This window comes from Lysobacter sp. (assembly GCA_013141175.1).
Taxonomy (GTDB): domain Bacteria; phylum Pseudomonadota; class Gammaproteobacteria; order Xanthomonadales; family Xanthomonadaceae; genus Lysobacter_I.
Window position 1 is genome coordinate 2,391,770 of sequence record JABFRN010000001.1, and the last position, 18,572, is coordinate 2,410,341.

The 18,572-nt window shown below is 67.1% G+C and carries 17 protein-coding genes, 1 tRNA gene and 1 pseudogene; 6 read left to right on the forward strand and 13 right to left on the reverse strand.

Annotated features, from left to right (window positions below; translation table 11 throughout):
- Window positions 1-3 precede the first annotated feature (3 nt).
- The 3 genes from HOP03_10510 (at window position 4) to HOP03_10520 (ending at window position 4,892) form a co-directional block, all read left to right on the forward strand.
- Window positions 4-3,129 carry an efflux RND transporter permease subunit gene (locus tag HOP03_10510; GenBank protein NOT88606.1) on the forward strand — a complete coding sequence of 1,042 codons (3,126 nt, stop codon included), beginning with the start codon at window positions 4-6 and terminating at the stop codon, window positions 3,127-3,129.
- 504 nt (window positions 3,130-3,633) lie between these two features.
- Entirely contained in the window at window positions 3,634-4,026 is a 393-nt protein-coding gene (locus HOP03_10515) for a hypothetical protein (protein ID NOT88607.1), read from the forward strand.
- A 56-nt stretch (window positions 4,027-4,082) separates the two neighbouring features.
- The gene (locus HOP03_10520; GenBank protein ID NOT88608.1) at window positions 4,083-4,892 is read left to right on the forward strand and encodes an rRNA methyltransferase; all 810 of its coding nucleotides are present in this window, start codon (window positions 4,083-4,085) and stop codon (window positions 4,890-4,892) included.
- Window positions 4,893-5,991: 1,099 nt separating this feature from the next.
- Here HOP03_10520 and HOP03_10525 read toward each other — a convergent pair.
- The 5 genes and pseudogenes from HOP03_10525 to HOP03_10545 form a co-directional block, all read right to left on the reverse strand.
- Window positions 5,992-6,309 (reverse strand): annotated as a pseudogene (locus tag HOP03_10525) (RebB family R body protein).
- Between the two features lie 76 nt (window positions 6,310-6,385).
- Entirely contained in the window at window positions 6,386-7,777 is a 1,392-nt protein-coding gene (locus tag HOP03_10530; GenBank protein ID NOT88609.1) for a M28 family peptidase, read from the reverse strand.
- 132 nt (window positions 7,778-7,909) lie between these two features.
- Window positions 7,910-8,320 (reverse strand): large-conductance mechanosensitive channel protein MscL, encoded by a 411-nt coding sequence (gene mscL / locus HOP03_10535; protein NOT88610.1) that lies wholly within the window; start codon window positions 8,318-8,320, stop codon window positions 7,910-7,912.
- 80 nt (window positions 8,321-8,400) lie between these two features.
- Window positions 8,401-9,132, reverse strand: coding sequence for a fumarylacetoacetate hydrolase family protein (locus HOP03_10540; GenBank protein ID NOT88611.1), 732 nt, complete (start codon window positions 9,130-9,132; stop codon window positions 8,401-8,403).
- Between the two features lie 55 nt (window positions 9,133-9,187).
- Window positions 9,188-9,487: a hypothetical protein gene (locus HOP03_10545; protein NOT88612.1), complete on the reverse strand. Its 300-nt coding sequence runs from the start codon at window positions 9,485-9,487 to the stop codon at window positions 9,188-9,190.
- A gap of 60 nt (window positions 9,488-9,547) precedes the next feature.
- Here HOP03_10545 and HOP03_10550 point away from each other — a divergent pair, with 60 nt between their 5' ends.
- Window positions 9,548-9,940, forward strand: coding sequence for a Rieske 2Fe-2S domain-containing protein (locus HOP03_10550; GenBank protein NOT88613.1), 393 nt, complete (start codon window positions 9,548-9,550; stop codon window positions 9,938-9,940).
- A 151-nt stretch (window positions 9,941-10,091) separates the two neighbouring features.
- Window positions 10,092-10,877: a hypothetical protein gene (locus tag HOP03_10555; GenBank protein NOT88614.1), complete on the forward strand. Its 786-nt coding sequence runs from the start codon at window positions 10,092-10,094 to the stop codon at window positions 10,875-10,877.
- A 29-nt stretch (window positions 10,878-10,906) separates the two neighbouring features.
- Here the strand turns inward: HOP03_10555 and rocF are convergent, their stop codons facing one another.
- The 8 genes from rocF to HOP03_10595 form a co-directional block, all read right to left on the reverse strand.
- Complete coding sequence (gene rocF, locus HOP03_10560) at window positions 10,907-11,827, reverse strand: arginase (GenBank protein ID NOT88615.1); 921 nt, start codon at window positions 11,825-11,827, stop codon at window positions 10,907-10,909.
- Between the two features lie 32 nt (window positions 11,828-11,859).
- Window positions 11,860-11,935 (reverse strand) — tRNA-Thr (locus tag HOP03_10565).
- Window positions 11,936-12,066: 131 nt separating this feature from the next.
- Window positions 12,067-12,768 carry a hypothetical protein gene (locus HOP03_10570; protein NOT88616.1) on the reverse strand — a complete coding sequence of 234 codons (702 nt, stop codon included), beginning with the start codon at window positions 12,766-12,768 and terminating at the stop codon, window positions 12,067-12,069.
- The gene (locus HOP03_10575; GenBank protein NOT88617.1) at window positions 12,765-13,532 is read right to left on the reverse strand and encodes a type III pantothenate kinase; all 768 of its coding nucleotides are present in this window, start codon (window positions 13,530-13,532) and stop codon (window positions 12,765-12,767) included. The genes HOP03_10570 and HOP03_10575 overlap by 4 nt, the downstream gene beginning before the upstream one ends.
- 8 nt (window positions 13,533-13,540) lie before the next feature.
- Entirely contained in the window at window positions 13,541-14,377 is an 837-nt protein-coding gene (locus HOP03_10580) for a biotin--[acetyl-CoA-carboxylase] ligase (protein NOT88618.1), read from the reverse strand.
- Complete coding sequence (plsY, locus tag HOP03_10585) at window positions 14,374-15,009, reverse strand: glycerol-3-phosphate 1-O-acyltransferase PlsY (GenBank protein NOT88619.1); 636 nt, start codon at window positions 15,007-15,009, stop codon at window positions 14,374-14,376. Before plsY ends, HOP03_10580 begins: the two co-directional genes overlap by 4 nt.
- A gap of 15 nt (window positions 15,010-15,024) precedes the next feature.
- Complete coding sequence (locus HOP03_10590) at window positions 15,025-15,408, reverse strand: hypothetical protein (protein NOT88620.1); 384 nt, start codon at window positions 15,406-15,408, stop codon at window positions 15,025-15,027.
- A 6-nt stretch (window positions 15,409-15,414) separates the two neighbouring features.
- Window positions 15,415-17,337 carry a DegV family EDD domain-containing protein gene (locus tag HOP03_10595; GenBank protein ID NOT88621.1) on the reverse strand — a complete coding sequence of 641 codons (1,923 nt, stop codon included), beginning with the start codon at window positions 17,335-17,337 and terminating at the stop codon, window positions 15,415-15,417.
- A 253-nt stretch (window positions 17,338-17,590) separates the two neighbouring features.
- On the opposite strand from HOP03_10595, the gene HOP03_10600 reads away from it, so the two are divergent.
- Window positions 17,591-18,559: a hypothetical protein gene (locus HOP03_10600; protein NOT88622.1), complete on the forward strand. Its 969-nt coding sequence runs from the start codon at window positions 17,591-17,593 to the stop codon at window positions 18,557-18,559.
- The last annotated feature ends 13 nt before the right edge of the window (window positions 18,560-18,572 follow it).

An 18,572-nucleotide genomic window follows, 5' to 3' on the forward strand; every position in this document is an offset into this window, starting at 1 on the left:
CCCATGCGCGTGTCCGACATCTCGATCGAACGCCCGGTGTTCGCCACCGTGCTGAGCCTGATGCTGATCGTGGTCGGGCTGATGGCATACGCGCGGTTGACGCTGCGCGAACTGCCGGCGATCGATCCACCGGTGGTCTCCGTCGACGTGACCTATTCCGGCGCATCGGCGGGCGTGGTCGAAACCCGCGTCACCCAGGTGCTGGAAGATGCGCTGGCCGGTATCGAAGGCATCGAGACCCTGCAATCGCGCAGCGTCAACGGCCGGTCGTCGGTCACCATCGAATTCACGCTGGATCGCGACATCGAAGCCGCCGCGAACGACGTGCGCGACGCGGTCAGCCGGGTCACCGGACGTTTGCCGATCGAAGCCGATCCGCCGGAAGTGCAGAAGGCCGACAGCGATTCGGAAGTGATCCTGTGGTTGAACATGAGTTCGACCGCGATGGACACGCTGCAACTGACCGATTACGCCGAGCGTTACGTCGTCGACCGTCTGTCCGCGCTCAACGGCGTGTCGCAGATCCGGGTCGGCGGCCTGCAGCGTTATGCGATGCGGGTGTGGTTGAACCGCGACGCGCTGGCCGCGCGCGGCCTGACCGCCGCCGACGCCGAGAACGCGCTGCGCCGCGAGAACATCGAACTGCCGGCGGGCCGGCTCGAATCGCAGGATCGCGATTTCACCCTGCGCGTGGAACGCAGCTATCGCAAGCCCGAGGATTTCGCGCAGATTCCGCTGGGCAAGGGCGCCGACGGCTATGTCGTGCGTCTGGGCGATGTGGCCAAGGTGGAACTGGCATCGTCGGAACGTCGCGCGTACTACCGCAGCAACGGCGAACCCAATGTCGGTCTGGGCATCATCAAGACCTCGACCGCGAACAGCCTCGACGTGGCGCGCGCCGCGCGCGCGGAAGCCGAACGCATCCAGAAGACCTTGCCGGAAGGCACCCGCATCTTCGTCGCCTTCGATTCCACCGTGTTCATCGAATCCGCGGTCGAGCGCGTGTGGGCCACGCTGTTCGAGGCGATCGCGCTGGTGCTGCTGGTGATCTGGCTGTTCCTCGGCAGCGTGCGCGCCGCGCTGATTCCAGCGGTGACGGTGCCGGTGTGCCTGATCGCATCGTTCATCGCGCTGTATGCGTTCGGTTTCTCGATCAATCTGTTGACCCTGCTCGCGCTGGTGCTGTGCATCGGGCTGGTGGTGGACGATGCCATCGTGGTGCTGGAGAACATCCAGCGGCGCGCGGATCTGGGCGAACCTTCGCTGGTCGCGGCCAAGCGCGGCACCGCGCAGGTCGCGTTCGCGGTGATCTCGACCACGGCGGTGCTGGTCGCGGTGTTCCTGCCGATCGGCCTGCTCGAAGGCAACACCGGCCGCCTGTTCCGCGAACTGTCGGTGGCCTTGGCGGCGGCGGTCGCGATTTCCGCGCTGGTCGCGCTGACGTTGACGCCGATGATGTCGTCGAAGCTCGTGCGCCCGCACGACAGCGAAAAACCGAATCGCCTGCACGGCGGCATCGCGCGGATGCTCGACCGGGTGTCGCGCGGCTATCGCCGCCTGCTGGAACGCAGCATCGATCGCATCTGGCTGTTCGGTGCGCTGATGCTGGTCGCCATCGCCGCCAGCGCGGTGTTGTTCAAGGCGGTGCCGAGCGAGCTCGCGCCGCCGGAAGACCGCGGTGTGTTCTTCGCATCGGTGGTCGGTCCGGAAGGTGCGGGCTTCGACTACACCGTCGGCCAGATCCATCAGGTCGAACAGGTGCTGCTCAAGCAGGTGGGCGAAGGCAAACCGATGCAGCGCGTGAACACGCGGGTGCCCGGCGGTTTCGGCGCCAGCGAGGAAATGCACACCGGCCAGGCCATCGTGTTCCTGCACGATTGGGACAAACGCGACGTCAGCACCGACGACGTGGTCCAGCAGGTGCGCAAGGAACTGGGCGCGTTGCCGGGCATCCGGGTCAATCCGCAGGTGCGCTCCGGGCTGACCCGCGGCGGTGGCCAACCGTTCCAGATCGTGCTGGGCGGCCCCGAGTACGGCGACCTCGCGCAATGGCGCGATCGCGTGCTCGCGCGGATGGAGAAAAACCCGAATTTCTTCGGCGTCGATTCCGACTACAAGGAAACGAGGCCGCAGATGCGGGTGCAGATCGATCGCGCGCGCGCCGCCGATCTGGGCGTGTCCGTCAGCGAGATCGGGCGCACGCTTGAAACGATGATGGGCGGCCGGCGCGTCACCACGTTCGTCGACAACGGCGAGGAATACGACGTGGTCCTGCAGGCGGATCGCGCGCTGCGCGCGACGCCGGCCGATCTGTCCGCGATCCAGGTGCGCGGTCGCAACAGCGAACTGATTCCGCTGTCGAATCTGGTCACGCTGACCGAACTGGCCGAGGCCGGCAGTCTCAACCGCTTCAACCGCCTGCGCGCGATCACCATCTCCGGCGGGCTCTCGCCCGGTTACCGCATGGGCGATGCGATCGCCTGGGCCCAACAGGTCGTGCGCGAAGAATTGCCCGCGACCGCGCAGGTGGACTGGAAAGGCGAATCGCGCGAATTCCAGAAAGCCGGCGGCGCGGTGTTGATCACCTTCGCGCTGGCGCTGCTGGTGGTGTACCTGGTGCTGGCGGCGCAGTTCGAGAGCTTCATCCACCCGCTGGTGATCATGCTCACCGTGCCGCTGGGCGTGGCCGGCGCGCTGCTCGGCCTGTGGGTGGCCGGCAGCACGCTCAATCTCTACAGCCAGATCGGCATCGTGATGCTGGTGGGGCTGGCGGCGAAGAACGGCATCCTGATCGTCGAATTCGCGAACCAGCTGCGCGACGAAGGTCGAGACGTGCGCGAGGCGATCATCGAATCCTGCGCGGTGCGCCTGCGTCCGATCCTGATGACCTCGATCGCCACGATCATGGGCGCAGTGCCGCTGGTCCTTGCCGGCGGGCCCGGCTCTGCCAGTCGCGCCACCATCGGCATCGTGGTCATCTTCGGCGTGGCGTTCTCCACGCTGCTGTCGCTGTTCGTGGTGCCCGCGTTCTATCGCCTGCTGGCGCCGTACACGCATTCGCCAGAAGCGGTGAAACATGCGCTGCAGAAACTCGAATCGGAAACGCCGTCGGTGGGCGGTCACGCCTGATTTCCGCAGTGCCGCGACGGACTCCATGGGGTGCGCGTGCCCGCGCACCAAGGTTGTGATCGCCGCGAAAAGCCGGTGCGCCGAAGGCCTGAGGTGTCCCGCTTTTTCCTCATGAACATCAAACGGATCGATTGATCGGCAGCAACCTTTCATATACCCGCCGTTCCCGCGAACGCGGGAACCCAGTGTCTTTGCGCTGCGCGGAAGTTGAAAGTCGCTGGATCCCCGCGTTCGCGGGGATGACGGTGTTTTTTTGAGATGCTCGAAAAGATGGGATACCTCAGGCCAAAGGCGCACCCCATCGGGTTGAGCCGCGTTTCATGGGGTGCGCGTGCCGCGCACCGAGTTTGTGAGCGCCGCGAAAAGCCGGTGCGCCGAAGGTGCAACCGATAGACGCACCTGGCCGGGCGGCGGGGCGTGACGTTCTGCGCGAACCCTTCCGGCGCGCTATGCTTGATTCATCAGCCATCCGGGTCGCCCGGGTGGGATCATCCGGGCATATCGATGAGCAATCCACGGGAAATCCCTCAGGAAGTGGTCGCGGCCCTGATGCGCGGCGACAAGATCGGCGCGATCAAGCTGATCCGGGAAGCCACGGGCGGCGATCTCAAGGGCGCGATGGCCATGATCCAGACCTATGCGCAGCAGATGGACGCCGCCAACAAGCAGCGCGACCGCATCCGCACCGACGATGGCCACGGCGAGGTGTCGAGCAAGCGCGGCGCCGAACTCAGCGACCATCTCAGCAAAGGCCTGAGCGAAGGCCGTGCCGAGCGCGATGCGCTGATGAACAAGACGCGTCCGCCGACGGTGATGGCGGGCGATGGCACCTCGCACCATTGGGTGTGGCTGCTGCTGGGCATTTTCGCGATCGCGATGTGGGTCTATCTCGGCTGACCGGTCTTCGCGACGCATCTGGCGCAGGCATTGCGGCGAGCGTCTACAATCCGCCGATGCCCTGGAAAAAAACTCCGCCTTCGCCTTCTCCCCCGGCTCCTGCCGAGCCCGCGCGCCAGCGCCGTGATGTCGAGCTTCGCCTGTACGGCCTGAATGCGGTGCGCGCGGTGTTCGCGCGGCGGCCGGAGGCGATCCGGAAACTGTATCTGGCCGAAGCGCGGATTCCGCAGCTGCAACCGCTTCTGAAATGGTGCGTGGCCAACCGCGTCGGCTATCGCGTGGTCGAGCAGGACGATCTGCAGAAACTCGCGGCCAGCGCGCACCACGAGGGCGTGGTCGCGGAAGTGCTGCGCGAGGAGCCGCTGTCGCTGTCGCCGTGGTTGCGCGAGTTGCCGCCCGGTCCGTGCTGCGCGCTGTGGCTCGATGGCGTGGGCAATCCGCACAACCTCGGTGCGATCCTGCGCTCCGCCGCGCATTTCGGCATCTCCGCGGTGCTGCTGCCGAAGCATTCGACCTTGACGATGTCGGGCGCGGCTGCGCGCGTCGCGGAGGGCGGCGCCGAGTCCGTGCCGTTCGTGCGTCTGGGACGCGAGGACAATTCGATCGCGCAATTGCACGGCGCCGGTTTTTCGCTCGCGGCGACGGTGGTGCGCGGTGCGGCCGATCTGTTCGCGACGAAGCTGCCGGAACGGTTGATTTATGTGCTCGGCGCCGAGGGCGAGGGGATGGATGCGGAGCTTGCGAAGGCTTGCGATCTGCGGGTGTCGATTCCCGGTAGCGGGGCGGTGGAAAGTCTGAATGTGGCGGCTGCGACTTCGGTGTTGTTGGCGGAGTGGCATCGTGGGGTTCGCAATCACCGGAAGTGATGGTGTGTGTGGAATCCATGCGGGATTTCGTAGTGCTGCTGATATCGGTGCTTGATGGTGTGCGGGTAAGGCCTGGCACCTTTTTCGCGCTGGTGCGCGAGTTACTTTCTTTGGCGCAAAGAAAGTAACCAAAGAACACATTCCAAGTCCAATTCAAACCTGCCGTCTGGGGCGAAGCCGGGATTTTTCGATGAGGCGTCCTGCCTCATCGAAAAACGGCGCGCGTCCTGTGCGCCGCCCTCCGGGTCTACGGCCTGGTCGGACTGTGCGATGGCCTGAATATCGATGGGACGAAGCAATTCCCAAGCAATCAGGCGAAAAGCATGTAATTGCGCAGCAGTTTTATATTAATGCGCGACGAACATCCATTTGAATGGAAGCACGACTGATCGCATATCGGCGGATGGTAATCGTCCTGATGATCTTGCAGGAGCATTTCGCTATCCCCTGATCGTAGACCCGGAGGGCGATGCACAGGATGTGCATCGTTTTTCGATGAGGCAGGACGCCTCATCGAAAAATCCCGACTTCGCCTCAGATCGTAGGTTTGAATTGGACTTGAGGTGTTTTCTTTGGTTACTTTCTTAACTCGCGCCTACGGCGCTCGCCCTTCGGGCCGGCTTCGCCGTTCGCGCCGCAAACGGCGCAGTGCGCCAAAGAAAGTAACTCGCGCACCAGCGCGAAAAAGATGCCATGCCTTATCCGCACACCATCAAGCACCGACATCCACAGCGCCACGAAACCGCCGGAAAAAAAATCAAGCCGACTGCTTGATCGCCTGCAACACCTTGGCGTAATCCTCAGCCTTCTCCGGCTCGCGGATCATCGCCGCCAACGTAGCCGAAAGCGCCGATTCCTGCAGAATCAACAACAGATTGGCGTGACTGACCCGATTCATCGTCTCGATCGCATGCGCCATCGCATCCACGGCGCTGTGCAGGCCGGTCACGAAGGCATGCACATTGCCCAACACCGCATCGTTGGAAAACTTCACCGCCGCCTGGATCTGATCCACGATCTCGCGCCCGGTGGTGTCGACGTCGGCGGTCATCGCTTCCGGCGCCATGGCGACAGCGGAGGCCTTGGGCGCGGCATCGCCGCGAAAGGCGTTCAGCACGGTCAGCAGGCTGGTGAGATTATCGGCGACGCCGGTCTGCGCGACTTTCTCGGTCGCGCCGGCTGCGGCGGTGGTGTCGATCGAGTAGATCTGCATCACGCCCTGGTTCGCGGCGGCCTGCGCCAGCGTGTTCTGCTGTTGCTGCGCCGCGACCGCGTTCTCGAACAGGATGCCGGTCGAGTGGGCCATCGTCTGGTAGATCGATCCCATCGCGATCGCGGGGGCTTCGGCGAGCACTTTCACATTGCTCTGGGTGACGGAATCTGTGATCTGCGAATCGATGGCGGTCGGGAATGCCATGGCTCTCTCCTTGATCCTGGGGCTGTGATGTGTGGTGTGGTGATGCGTGGTGCGGAATGCGCCGCAGAGAAGACGGTCAGGGTTTCGCGGGCACCGGCTTCGGCGCGCTGCCGAAGCCGCCGTCCGCCGACGCGGCGAGATACGCGAACACCGCATAGGCGGCGGCGTTCTGCGCCAGCGCTGCGGGGTCGATCTTGTCGAGGGTGTCGTCCGGCGTGTGGTGCAGGTCGAAGTAGTCGGTGCCGTCCTGCCCCAGCCATGCCCAGGCCGCGCCTTCTGCGGCGATGGGGCCGACATCCGGACCCGCGCCGCCTTTGGCCAGTGTTTCGATGCCCAGCGGTTTCAGCGCTTCGGCGATCTGCGCGACGGCGGTGGCCGCGTGCGCGGCGCTACCGGTGTTGAAGGCGTAGATGCGGCCGGCGCCGAAGTCGCTTTCGGCGACCAGCTGATGTTTCGCCACGTCGGCCTTGTACTGCGCGGCATAGGCTTTGCCGCCGTACAGGCCCTGTTCTTCGTTCGCGAAGGCGATCACGCGGATCGTGCGCGCGGGGCGCTGCGCTTTCGGCAATTGGCCGATGAGATGCCCGGCGGCCATCGTGATCGCGATACCCGCGCCGTCGTCGATCGCGCCGGTGCCGAGGTCCCAGGAATCGAGATGGCCGCCGATCACGACCACTTCATCGCGCAGCTTGCGATGGCTGCCGGTGATCTCGCCGATCACGTTGAACGACTCCGCAGTGCGGTCCCAGCCGCAGTCGAGCGCGATGCGCAGGCGTACCGGTGATCCCAGCGCCACGAGCCGCGCAAGCTGTTCGGCATCGGGTACCGACAGTGCGGCGGAAGGAATCGGCGTGAGGCCATCGTCGAAACGGGTGACGCCGGTGTGCGGGTTGCGGTGGCTGTCGGTGCCGGCGGAGCGCATCACGAACGCGGCTGCGCCTGCGCGGATCGCCGCAGACGGCCCGCGCGTTCGCACTTTGCTGCCGATGCCGTAACCACTGCCGTCGCGGGCGCGTTCCATCCGGTAATCGACGAAAGCGATTCTGCCGGCGAGCGAACCCGCAGGCGCGGCTTCCAGCGCGGTCAGGTCGGCAAAGCGCACCACCTCGCCTTCGACCGTGCCGCCGGGGCTGCCGCCAAGCGCGGTCAGCGTCAGCGGCTGCGCGTGCGCGCCGAGGACATCGCCGCGCTCGCTGCGGCGTATCCATTTCGGAAAACTCACCGGTTGCAGCCAGACCTTGTCGTAGCCCAGCGCCTTGAATTTGGCTTCGGCCCAGCGCACCGCGCGCGCGTCGGCTTCGCTGCCGGCCAGGCGCGGCCCGATTTCGGTGGTCAGCGATTCCACCACCTGCCATGCGGTCTTGTCCTGCAGCGTGCGTTCGCGCAGCTGCGCGACATTCGCCAAGGCCGCGTCCGGGATGCGGGTTGCGCGCGGTTCCGCAGCCAGTGCGATGGTGCAGGCGAGCATGCCAGCGAACACGCCGATGAACGGGACGAAACGGATCGGACTCGAACGCATGGCGGATTCTCCGGCCGAAAAAAACGGAAGGCCGCGAGCGTATCAGCCCGCGGCCTCCGCAGTCATGTCGCGATGTGTGGCTTACTTCTTCAGCGAATCGCGGATCTCGCGCAGCAGCAGCACGTCTTCTGCGGGCTCGGCCGGCGGTGCGGCGGCTTCGGCTTTCTTGAGCCGGTTCATGGCCTTGATCACCATGAACAGCACGAACGCGATGATGGTGAAGTCGATGATGGTCTGCAGGAATGCGCCGTACTTGATCGCCACCGCAGCAGCGGTTTCCTTGCCGTCCGGGCCGATGACCGCGTCCTGGAGCACGTAGGCGAGATCGCCGAAATTCACGCCGCCGACCAGCTTGCCGACGATCGGCATGATCACGCCATCGACCAGCGAGCTGACGATCTTGCCGAATGCGCCGCCGATGATGACGCCGACCGCCAGGTCGACGACGTTGCCCTTCATCGCGAACTCTTTGAACTCACTGATCATGCCCATGAAGCCTCTCTCCCGGAGGTGGATGTGGGCAGGAGTCTAGCTCCCGCAGGCGACCTTGTGCAGGCGAGCACCGTTATTTTTCAGCGCGGCGGCGCGATCCGGCAGTCGAGGCGGATCAGATCGTCCAGCGTGCCTTCGCAGAGATCGCCCGGCTGCAGCGCGGCCACGCCGGCGGGCGTGCCCATGAAAACCAGATCGCCGGCGCGCAGTGCGTAGAGCTTCGACAGCTCGTGCAGGATGTCGGGGACGTCCCAGATCAGCTGGTCGAGCCGCGACTCTTGGCGCAGCGTGCCGTTGACCCGCAGCGACAGCGTGCGCGGTGCGAGTGCGCCCACTTCGCCGGCAGGCAGCAGCGCACTGATCGGCGCGGACTGGTCGAAGGATTTTCCGGTGTCCCACGGCAGGCCTTTGGCCTTGGCGGCAGTCTGCAGATCGCGACGGGTCAGATCGAGGCCGATGCCGTAGCCGAAGACCAGCGCTTCGGTCTGCGCGGGATCGAGTACGCCGGCCGGCGCATCGCGACCGAGCGCGACGACCAGTTCGATCTCGTGGTGCAGGTCCTGCGCACCCGGCGGATAGGCGGCGACGCCATCGATGACCAGCGCATCGGCGGGTTTCAGGAAAAACACCGGCGTGCCGCGTTCGGCTTTCGATGCCGGCGCGGTGGCGCCCATTTCGCGGGCGTGGTCGGCGAAATTGCGGCCGACGCAGTAGATGCGGTGGACCGGGAAATCGCCCGAAACGGAGATGCCGCGCACGGGCACGCGCATCGTCGCGGGCGCGGGGATGAGGTCGCGGGTGTGATCGTTCATCGCTGCATGATCGCGCGCGCGATGGCGGTGCGTCGAGAGCGCTGCGGCAGCGGGCTCAGCGGCCGGCCGACAGCATCGGCTTGCGCAGCACCCGGTATTCGGCCTCGATCGTCCGTGCCGGCTTCGCGATCGGTTTGCCGCGCTGTCGCCACAGCCGATACAGCAGCCCGCCGCCGAGCATCGCCGCACCGATCATCAGCCCGAACACCAGCAGCACCGCGAGCAGCGCCACGCCGAACAGCGCCAGCAATACGCGCAGCACGCGATGGCGCGGCTTGCGCGGAGCGAAGAAATCACTGGCGCGGCGACGGCCGGAACGGAACGCGGGAATCGAGAAAAAGCGGTGAGCGCGCATGCGGATATTGTCGTGACACACTATGGGCCAGCGGCCGGTCGCCGCAGTATCGGACGCCCGATGACCGAAGGTGTGAGAACTTCGTTAAACCCCGAGGTCGCCGCAGCCAAGCCGTTGCTGGCGCTGGACGATCTGCCCGACGGCGGGTTGCTGGAGGTGGAGGCGGAGGTCGACGGCGTGGCCGAATCGCTGATCCTGCACCGCAAGGGCGACAGCGTGCACGCGTGGCTCAATATCTGTCCGCACGCGGGTCGCCGCCTCGATTGGGCGCCCGGCAAGTTCCTGATGTCCAAAGACGGCCTGCTGGTCTGCGCCGCGCATGGGGCGAGCTTCGAGCTGCATGCAGGCGCCTGCGTGGCCGGCCCCTGCCGTGGCGACTCGCTGCGCGCGGTGGGGGTGGCGTTGGTGGATGGCGCGGTGTTCGTTCGTGGCCTGGATCAACCGCCTGCGTAACGCAGCATCGAAGCGACCGCGATTCCGGCCACGACCGCAGTTTCGTCGAGATGGAAATCCTGGCCGGTGCCGGTGCCGGTGTCGTGTCCGTGGATGATAGAGTCCCGGCGAGTCTTCCCACGCCGGCATCGGTCGAACCACGGGCAACGCCATGACGAAATCCGCCGTATTCGCGCTGCTGCTGTCGTGCATGCCCGTCGCGCGCTCGTCGGCTTCCGATACGCAGGCGCCGCCGCCGGCATCGCATTGCTTCAGCGCCCGCGACGTGCGGGAAGTGCGGCAGAGCGATCCGCGGACGCTGGCCATCCGCCTGGGGGATGGCGCCCGTTATCGACTGGAGTTGGCCGATGCCTGTCCCGGCGCGATGCGCGCGGAGCATCTGCAGCTGACCAGCAGGCAAGGCTGGATCTGCGGCAGCAATGAGGAAATCCTGGCGGTGGGCGATCGCCGGTGCGCGGTCGCGGGTCTGGCGCGGATCGATGCGCGCGAGTATGCCGAACATGCCCTGCGCAGCGATCGACAGGGCGGCAACGTTGCCGAGTTGGCCACCCTCGAAGTGCGCGGCAAGCGCCGGCGCGGTTTCGGCGGCACCACCGCCTACTGCGTGGATGCGCGGTACATGCGCGGCTGGAGCGAGGACAAAGGCGACCTCATCGTCGAAATGTCGGCCAAGCGCAGCGGCGGCAACCGGTATTACCGGATGGAACTGGGCGGCAGCTGCAACGAGATGTCTTCATCCAACCATATGCAACTGGTCTCGGGTGTGGGCACGAACGCGATCTGCGGCAACATCGGCGATCGCGCGTTGTTCACGCGCGACGAAAACATCGGTGGCGTCCTGCGGCCCCGGACCGAGGGCTCGCTGGCGGCGCAGTACGGATGCACGATCCGACAGGTCTACCCGCTGTTGCCGGGCGAAGATTCCGAAAAGCGCTGATCGTTGCGAGCGCGGCGTCCCGGCGACGCTCAATCCCGCATCAGCGTCGACTTGCCGAACAGACTCTCCACCAGATCCACCGCGAGTTCGGCGGTGCCGTTGTGGTTGTCCAGCGCGGGGTTCAGTTCGACGATGTCCAGCGAACCCATGCGGCCGGTGTCGGCGATCATTTCCATCACCAATTGCGCTTCGCGGTAGTTCGGGCCGCCGGGCACGGTGGTGCCGACGCCGGGAGCGATGCTGGGGTCGAGGAAATCGACATCGAAACTGACATGCAGATGGGTATTGTCGTCGATGTCTTCCAGCGCCTCTTCCATCGCGCGCTTCATCCCGACTTCGTCGATGTAGCGCATGTCGTAGATGTCGAGACCGTGTTCCTTCACCAGCCGCTTTTCGCCGGCATCGACCGAGCGGATGCCGATCTGGCGGATTTCGTCGGGACGCATCGCCGGTGCGCTGCCGCCCAGCTGCACCAGCGGCTCGGGGCCGATGCCGCAGAGACAGGCGACCGGCATGCCGTGGAGGTTGCCCGAAGGCGTGACATCGCTGGTGTTGAAATCGGCGTGGGCGTCGAGCCACAGCACGCGGAGTTTCTTGCCGGTGTCGCGGCAGTAGCGGGCGACGGCGGTGATCGAGCCGACGCCGAGGCAGTGGTCGCCGCCGAGCACGATCGGCATCCGGCCTGCGCGCAGCTCGGCGCCGACCGCGTCCATCAGCGCTTTGTTCCAGGCGACGACTTCCTGCAGATGGCGGTAGCCGTCGGTGGGCGGCAGCCAGGGGTTCGAGGGGCCGGGCAGGTTGCCGCGATCGGTCACGTCCACGCCGCGCGCGGCCAGCGCTTCGCCGAGCCCGGCGATGCGCAGGGCATCGGGGCCCATGCGCGCGCCGCGATGGCCGGCGCCGATGTCGGTGGGGACGCCGATCAGGGACACGGGCGGGAAGCTGCGCATGGCGGGAATCCTGCAGGGACAACGAAGGGGGATGGTGCCGACAGTCCGATTTGAACGGACGACCTACCGCTTACAAGGCGGTTGCTCTACCAACTGAGCTATGCCGGCGAGACGTGCGGGCCGCGTGGCGGTCCCGACAGAGGTGGGGATACTAGCAGCACCCTCCCGCAGGCTCCATCCGCCAGATGCAGTCAGTGGGTTCAGTGCGGGGTTTCAGCGCCGGGGTCCAGCGCAGGGTTTCAACGCACCCCGGCGCAATCGATCGTGCGCGACTGCGCCGCGCCGCTGGAGCGGCGGGCGGCGGCAAGATCGGTATCGGCCTTGAGTGCGACGTCGATCCAGCGTGCGGTGCGGGCTTCGCCCAGCGCCTCGGCCTTGGCCTCGAAACCGGCGGCGCGCAGGGCGGCGGCGTGCTGCTGCGCCCGGGCTTCTCCGCTGAACCGTCCGAGCGCGATGCTGTTGGCTTCTGCGCCGTCGCCGACGACCAGCAGATCGCTGAAGCCGGCGGCCTTGAGCTTGTCGGCGTTGGCATTCGCGGCGGCGCGGTCCGCAGCCGCCGGCAGGTAGACCCGCCAGCCGCGTTCGCCGCCCGCTTGGGTCTCACGGGTCCGCAGGCGTAGCGCACCCGGACGCAGGGCGGTCTGCGCGGTAGCCAGCGCGGCGGTATCGGCGAATGGCCCGAGGCTGATGCAGCGCTCCGGCGTGGTTGGCGGCGGCGCTGCGTCCTCGGCCGCTTTGGCTTCGGGCGGCACTGCGGTCGCTTCGGCGACAGGCGCGGGTGCAGGCCGGGGGCCGGGGCGTTCGCTGACCAGTCGCAGGCGCGCGATCCCCGATGACGCATCTTCGATGACCGTCGGCGCAGCGTCCGGCCGGGACAGCCACCATGCGGTGATGCCGAGGTTGATGACCACCAGTAAAACGATCAGTGCGCGCAGGCTCATGCCGGCATTCTGGCCCAAGCCGCCAACCCTTCCAACACCAGCGCTGGCGCACGCAGCGGCCGGTTGTCCTTGCCCATGCCCATGTCCAGACCAGGCAACGCATCGACGCCGCCGCCGTGCAGCAGCAGCCGCGGCGTCGCACCAAGCAGCGCCGTGCCGGCGTCCAGCGCGTCGCGGATCAGCGCCAGCGCCGCGCCATCGCAGCCCGAGCGCAGCGCATCGGGGGTGTTGTCGGCGAAGGCGACGAATTCGCCGCCGTGCTCCGGCAGCTGCGTCGCGCGCGCATGCAGCGCCGCGCGCATCAGCGCAGGCGAGGGTGCGATGCGTCCGCCGCGATGCAGCCCAGCGGCATCGATCAGATCGAGGGTGATCGCGGTACCGATGCCGACGACCAGCCATGGCCCCGGGTCGCCCGCAAATTTGTCGCGCGCGCGCGCGCCGAGCATCGCCAGAAAACGATCCGCACCCAGCGTCTCCGGCTGCGGATAGGCGATCCGCAGATCGCCGAACCGCAATACCGTCCGCGCGATCGAAATACACCCGCAGCGCGCGGCCAGCGCGTCGAGCAAGCGCGTGCGCAGCGTCGCGGAACCCACGGTGGTCAGCGCCGCCGCGTCGAAGCGTGTCGGCAACGCGGCATCCCAACCGGCGGGCAGGGTTTCGCCATCGTGGGCCACGGCCACGACTTCACCGATCCCGCCGTCATCGTGCAGCGCCGCGTATTTCAGCCGGGTGTTGCCGAGGTCGAAGAGGAAGGTCGTCATCGCCGCCATCATGCCTGTGTCGGCATGCGTTTGCGTACGCCGACTTCGCCCGCGCGCAGCAACAGTTCGCCCGTGGCGGTGCGCAGCCGCAGCGCACCGTCCTCCGCGAGCCCGGCCGCGACGCCTGCCTGCGCGACGCCGCCGATAGCGGTGGCCACGTCGGCATCGCGCAGCGCATCGAGCGCATCGAATCGCGGCAGGAACGGCGCGAGGCCTTCGGCATCGAAGCGATCGATCGCGTCGACCAGCGCCGCCAGCACCGCCGCAGCGATGCTGTTTCGCGAGGGCAGCGCATCGCCCAGCAAAGCGTGCAGATCCGTCCACGGCTGATCGATCGCAACGGCAGCGTCTTTCGGCATCCGTATATTCAAGCCGAGCCCGATCACCGCACGCGGCCGTCCTTCCTGCATGCCACCCTCGATCAGCACGCCGCCGATCTTGCGGAGCGATTCGCCATTGTCGACCACCAGATCGTTCGGCCATTTGACCCGTACGGAATGCGCACCGAGCCTCTGCAGGGCTTCTGCGGTGGCGATGCCGACGACCAGACTGAGCCCGCCGAGTCGCGCGAGTTCGCCATCGAAACGCCGTGCGAGCGACAGATACAGATTGTTGCCGGGCGGGGATGTCCACACGCGGCCATGCCGGCCGCGACCGCCGGTCTGCTGTTCCGCGAACAGTACGTCGATGCCGTTTGAGGAGGTGTGCCGGCGCAGCAGTTCGCTGTTGGTCGAATCGATCCGGTCGACGATGTCGAGGGTCGCGATCCGTGTCTGTGTCGTCGCCGACAACCGTGCGCGCAGTGACGCGGCATCGAGCGCGTCGTCGAAGCGATGTCCGCTCATGCGCGCCGTGCCCACCGGTGCAGCAGCCGCGCTTTCTCGAACCGGGATTCGGTGCCCGCGCGCAGCCGCGCGAGATTGGCCCGATGGGTGAACAGCAGCAGCAGGGCGACCGCGATCGCGAACGCGACCCGGACCGCATCCGCATGCGTGACCAGCGCGAGCGCGACGATCGACAACCCCGCGAGGATCGTGCTCAGGCCGACATAGCCGGTGAGGATCAGGCCGCACAGCCAGACCGCAAGCAGCACCGGTACCGCCGCCGGCCACAGCACCGCGACGCCGCCGACCACCGTCGCTGCGCCCTTGCCGCCGCGGAAGCCGTGCCAGACCGGCCATACGTGACCGATGCCTGCAGCGAATGCAGTGGCGTAGGGCAGCCATGCCGCATGCGCATCCTGCGCGAAACGCAGCCCCAGCCACGCCGCGAGCGCGCCCTTGCCGATGTCGATGACGACCACGCCGAGTGCAAATTTCACGCCTTGGGTGCGCAAAGCGTTGGTGCCGCCGGCGTTGCCGCTGCCCTGGGTGCGGATATCGACGCCGCGCAGTTTTCCCAGCAGCAGGCTGCCTGAAAGCGAGCCGAGCAGATAGGCGATGAAGACGAAAGCGATGGCGAGCGTGTCGGTAGGCATCGGGTCGGCAGGCGTTCAGTGCGCCACGGTGTCGGTGGTCTTTCGCGATTTTCGCAGGATCGCCCGCACGATGCCGCCGACGCCGCCGGCAACCGCCGGAAAGACCAGCAGCGTCAGCGACGAGAACAGCAGCAACACGATCCAGGCTCGCGTTTCGCTGCTGCCGAACGCATAGGCGTATGCGTTCATGCCGATCCATGCACCCACGAGGCAGAGCAGCGCGCGAAGCATGCCGACGCGCAATCCGATGACCAGGACCGGAATCGCCAGCACCGCCTGGCAGAGGAAGAACCCCGTCGAGTTGTCGAAGGGCTCGAATTTCCCGGAGACCAGCTGCGACGCGACCCAGCTCAGCGGTCCGAGCAACAGGCCGATCGCGAAGTACAGGAGGATGCGCATGCCCGGTTACTCCGGCGCCGGCTGGAACGATGCCACCAATGTCCTGCGCCCGGCATGCGCGCCGATGGCGGGGCCGGTTTCGACCAGGTGCGCTTCGCTCAGCTCCAGCCGCTCCCGCAACGCGGCGAGCAGTCGCTCGCCGTCGGCGAGGGCGTCGCAATGGCCGATGATCGCGCGCAGTCGCGTCTTTGCGCCGAACGCCTTGCGCACGCGCCTGGCGACATGGCCCGCAAAGGCTTCCGGTGCCTTCGCCTTCGCGATCAGGCCACCGGCGATACCCAGTCTGCCGTCGGTCTTCATCTTCGCGACCGGCGTGAGTCCGGTGATGTTCACCATCGATTCGGCCCAACCCGGAATGCGTCCGCCGCGCACCGCGTGGCGGATGTCGCGCGCCATCGCCCAGGTGAGGGTGTGCGGGCGCAGGCGTTCGAGTTCACGCAGGATCGCATCGGCGTCCGCCCCTGCATCGGCCATCTCTGCCGCGCGCCACGCCAGCAACCCTTGTCCGCCGGCGACGTTGATGCTGTCGAAGACGTGAATCTTGCCGCGTGAGCCGACGTCGTCGCCGCGTGCCGCCGCGTGCTCCGCCGATTGCAGCGTGCCCGACAGCGCGCGCGACAGTCCGACATAGATCACGTCCGGGTGGTGCGCGCACAGGAATTCGAAGTGCCGCCGGAAATCGCCCGGCGGCGGCTGGCTGGTGCGCGGCAGTTGCCGCGACGCGGCCATGCGCCGGTAGAACTCGCCGGTGGCGAGACCGATCTTGTCGAGATAATCGCGGTCGTCCAGGTTCACCCGCACCGGCACCACGTGCAGGGCGTAGCGTTCGGCGATGGCCTCGGGCAGATCGACGGCGCTGTCGGTGACGACGGCCACGCGATCTTCGCGCTCGGCGCTGCGCGACTGCAGCAGCATGTCGTCGGCCTTCATGCCTTCGACCGTCGCGAATGCCGCGCAGGCGTCGAACAACTGCTGCGGCGTGCCGACATGCGCATGCACGCGCATCCGCGTGCCGCCGCCGGCGAGCACCATCGAATCCGCGCCGATCGCGTCCAGCGCCGCACGCAGCGCGCCGCGCTCGATCGGCACGCCGCGTTCGCTGTCGACGATCAACAGGCATTCCGTGCACCAGCGGCGATCGGGATCGACCGCATCGTGCGCCGGATGCGCATGGTCGTCGTCGCCGTTCCCGTCCTCGTCGCCTTCGTTCGCCGCGCGCAGGTTCGCGCGCAGACGCATCGCGCGCGGGCCGCCCTCGACGAATTCGCCGATCCCTTCGAGAAGATCGACGAAGCCCTGGGCGCCGGCATCGACCACGCCCGCCCTTTGCAGCAGCGCCATCTGCTGCGGCGTGCGCGCCAACGCGCGCCGTGCCTGCGCCAAGGCCTGGTTGAAACCGCCGCGCGGGTCGTTCCGCAGTTGCGCTGCGGATTCTTCCATCGCATCGGCGAAGCTGTCGATCACGCTGATGATCGTGCCTTCCACCGGATGGGCGAGCGCAGCGCGGGCACTGTCGGCGCCATGGCGGACCGCAGCGGCCAGCGTCCGTGCGTCCAGCGAGGGCTGCGCGCGCGCATGTTCGGCCACGCCGTGCAGGAACTGGGCGAGGATCGCGCCGGAATTGCCGCGCGCGCCATCGATGGCGTCGTCGCCGATCCGTTTCAGAAGCTCGCCGATGTGACGGCTGCGCCGGCTCAGGGCGCCGTTGAGGACACTGCCCAGGGTGAAGGCGAGGTTGTTGCCGGTGTCGCCATCGGCGACCGGGAAGACATTGATCCTGTTCAGTCCATCGCGCGCGGCGATGACCCGGCGGGTGCCGGCGATCAGCGCACGGCGCAGTGCCGGCGCCGTCAGATGGGCTGCAGGCGTGGCTGTGGCTCCGGAACCATCGCTGGTGTCCGGTCGCGGGTCTGAAGAGACGGTGTTCACGGCGCGAGTCTGCCGCAACTCGTGCCCTCCCGGATGCTGCGCCGCAGCAGGCATCGCCGGCTGCGGTCGGCGGCGGGGCTGCGTCAGCAAAAGCGGTCACATCCGCGCTATAGTCGCCGTCTTGTCTGGGCCTCCGCCACGATGGATACCGTCATGCGCCGTTCCCGCTTCCTTCCGTTCACGCTGCTGCTGCTCGCGCTGGTCAGTCTCCCGGTCGCCGCGCGCACCTCGCCGCTCTCGAACGCCGGTGAAGATGTCGCCAGCTGCCCCGATACCGGTGCCGCAGACGACGACCAGACCGATCCGGCCAACAAGTCCACCGCAACCAAGCGCGCCGCAGCGCCTACCGCGACCAAGGTGCGTCCCGCAGTGCGCGGCAACGACACCGCGCCGGGACGCGCGCCGCGCTGGCACCGCTTCCTGCCCGGCATGTACCGCTGAGTCTGCTCCGCGCGTCCCGCACTTGCGCTGGCTCCTCGGACTGTTCGCCCGACCCGATCCGATCGATACCGCCCAATGGCGGCGCGTCCGCGCATCCTTGCCCTGGATCGAGAGGCTCGATCCCGACCGCGACGATCGTCTTCGCGCGCTGACTGCGGGATTCCTGCACGGCAAGACCATCACGCCGGTGGACGGCCTGGTCCTCGACCCGGACCAGCGCTGCATGCTCGCCGCGCTGTGCTGTCTGCCACTGCTCGAATTCGGCGCGGAAGGTCTGCACGGCTGGTCGCAGTTGATCGTGTATCCCGATGCCTTCCGCGTGCAGCGCGACCATGTCGATGCCGCCGGGGTGCTGCATATCGAGGATGACGAGCTCAGCGGCGAGGCCTGGGACGCCGGCCCGTTGATCCTGTCCTGGGCGGATGTCTGCGCGGACATCGACGATCCCGAATCCGGTTGCTGCGTCGCCGTGCATGAAATGGCACACAAGCTGGACATGCTGGACGGTGCGATCGACGGCACGCCGCCGCTGCCGCGCGACTGGCAGCGCGCGTGGGCGCGTGATTTCCAAAGTGCCTACGACGCATTCGTGACGCAGATGGAGGCGGGCCTGGAAACCGCGATCGATCCGTATGCCGCCGAGGCGACCGACGAATTCTTTGCGGTGTGCAGCGAATACCACTTCAGTGCGCCGCAGTTGCTGCGCGAACACATGCCGGCGATCGCCGCGCATCTGCAGCGGTTCTACGGCGAGAGCCCGTTCGATCGTGCGGTGGTGTAGGTCGGGTTTCAAC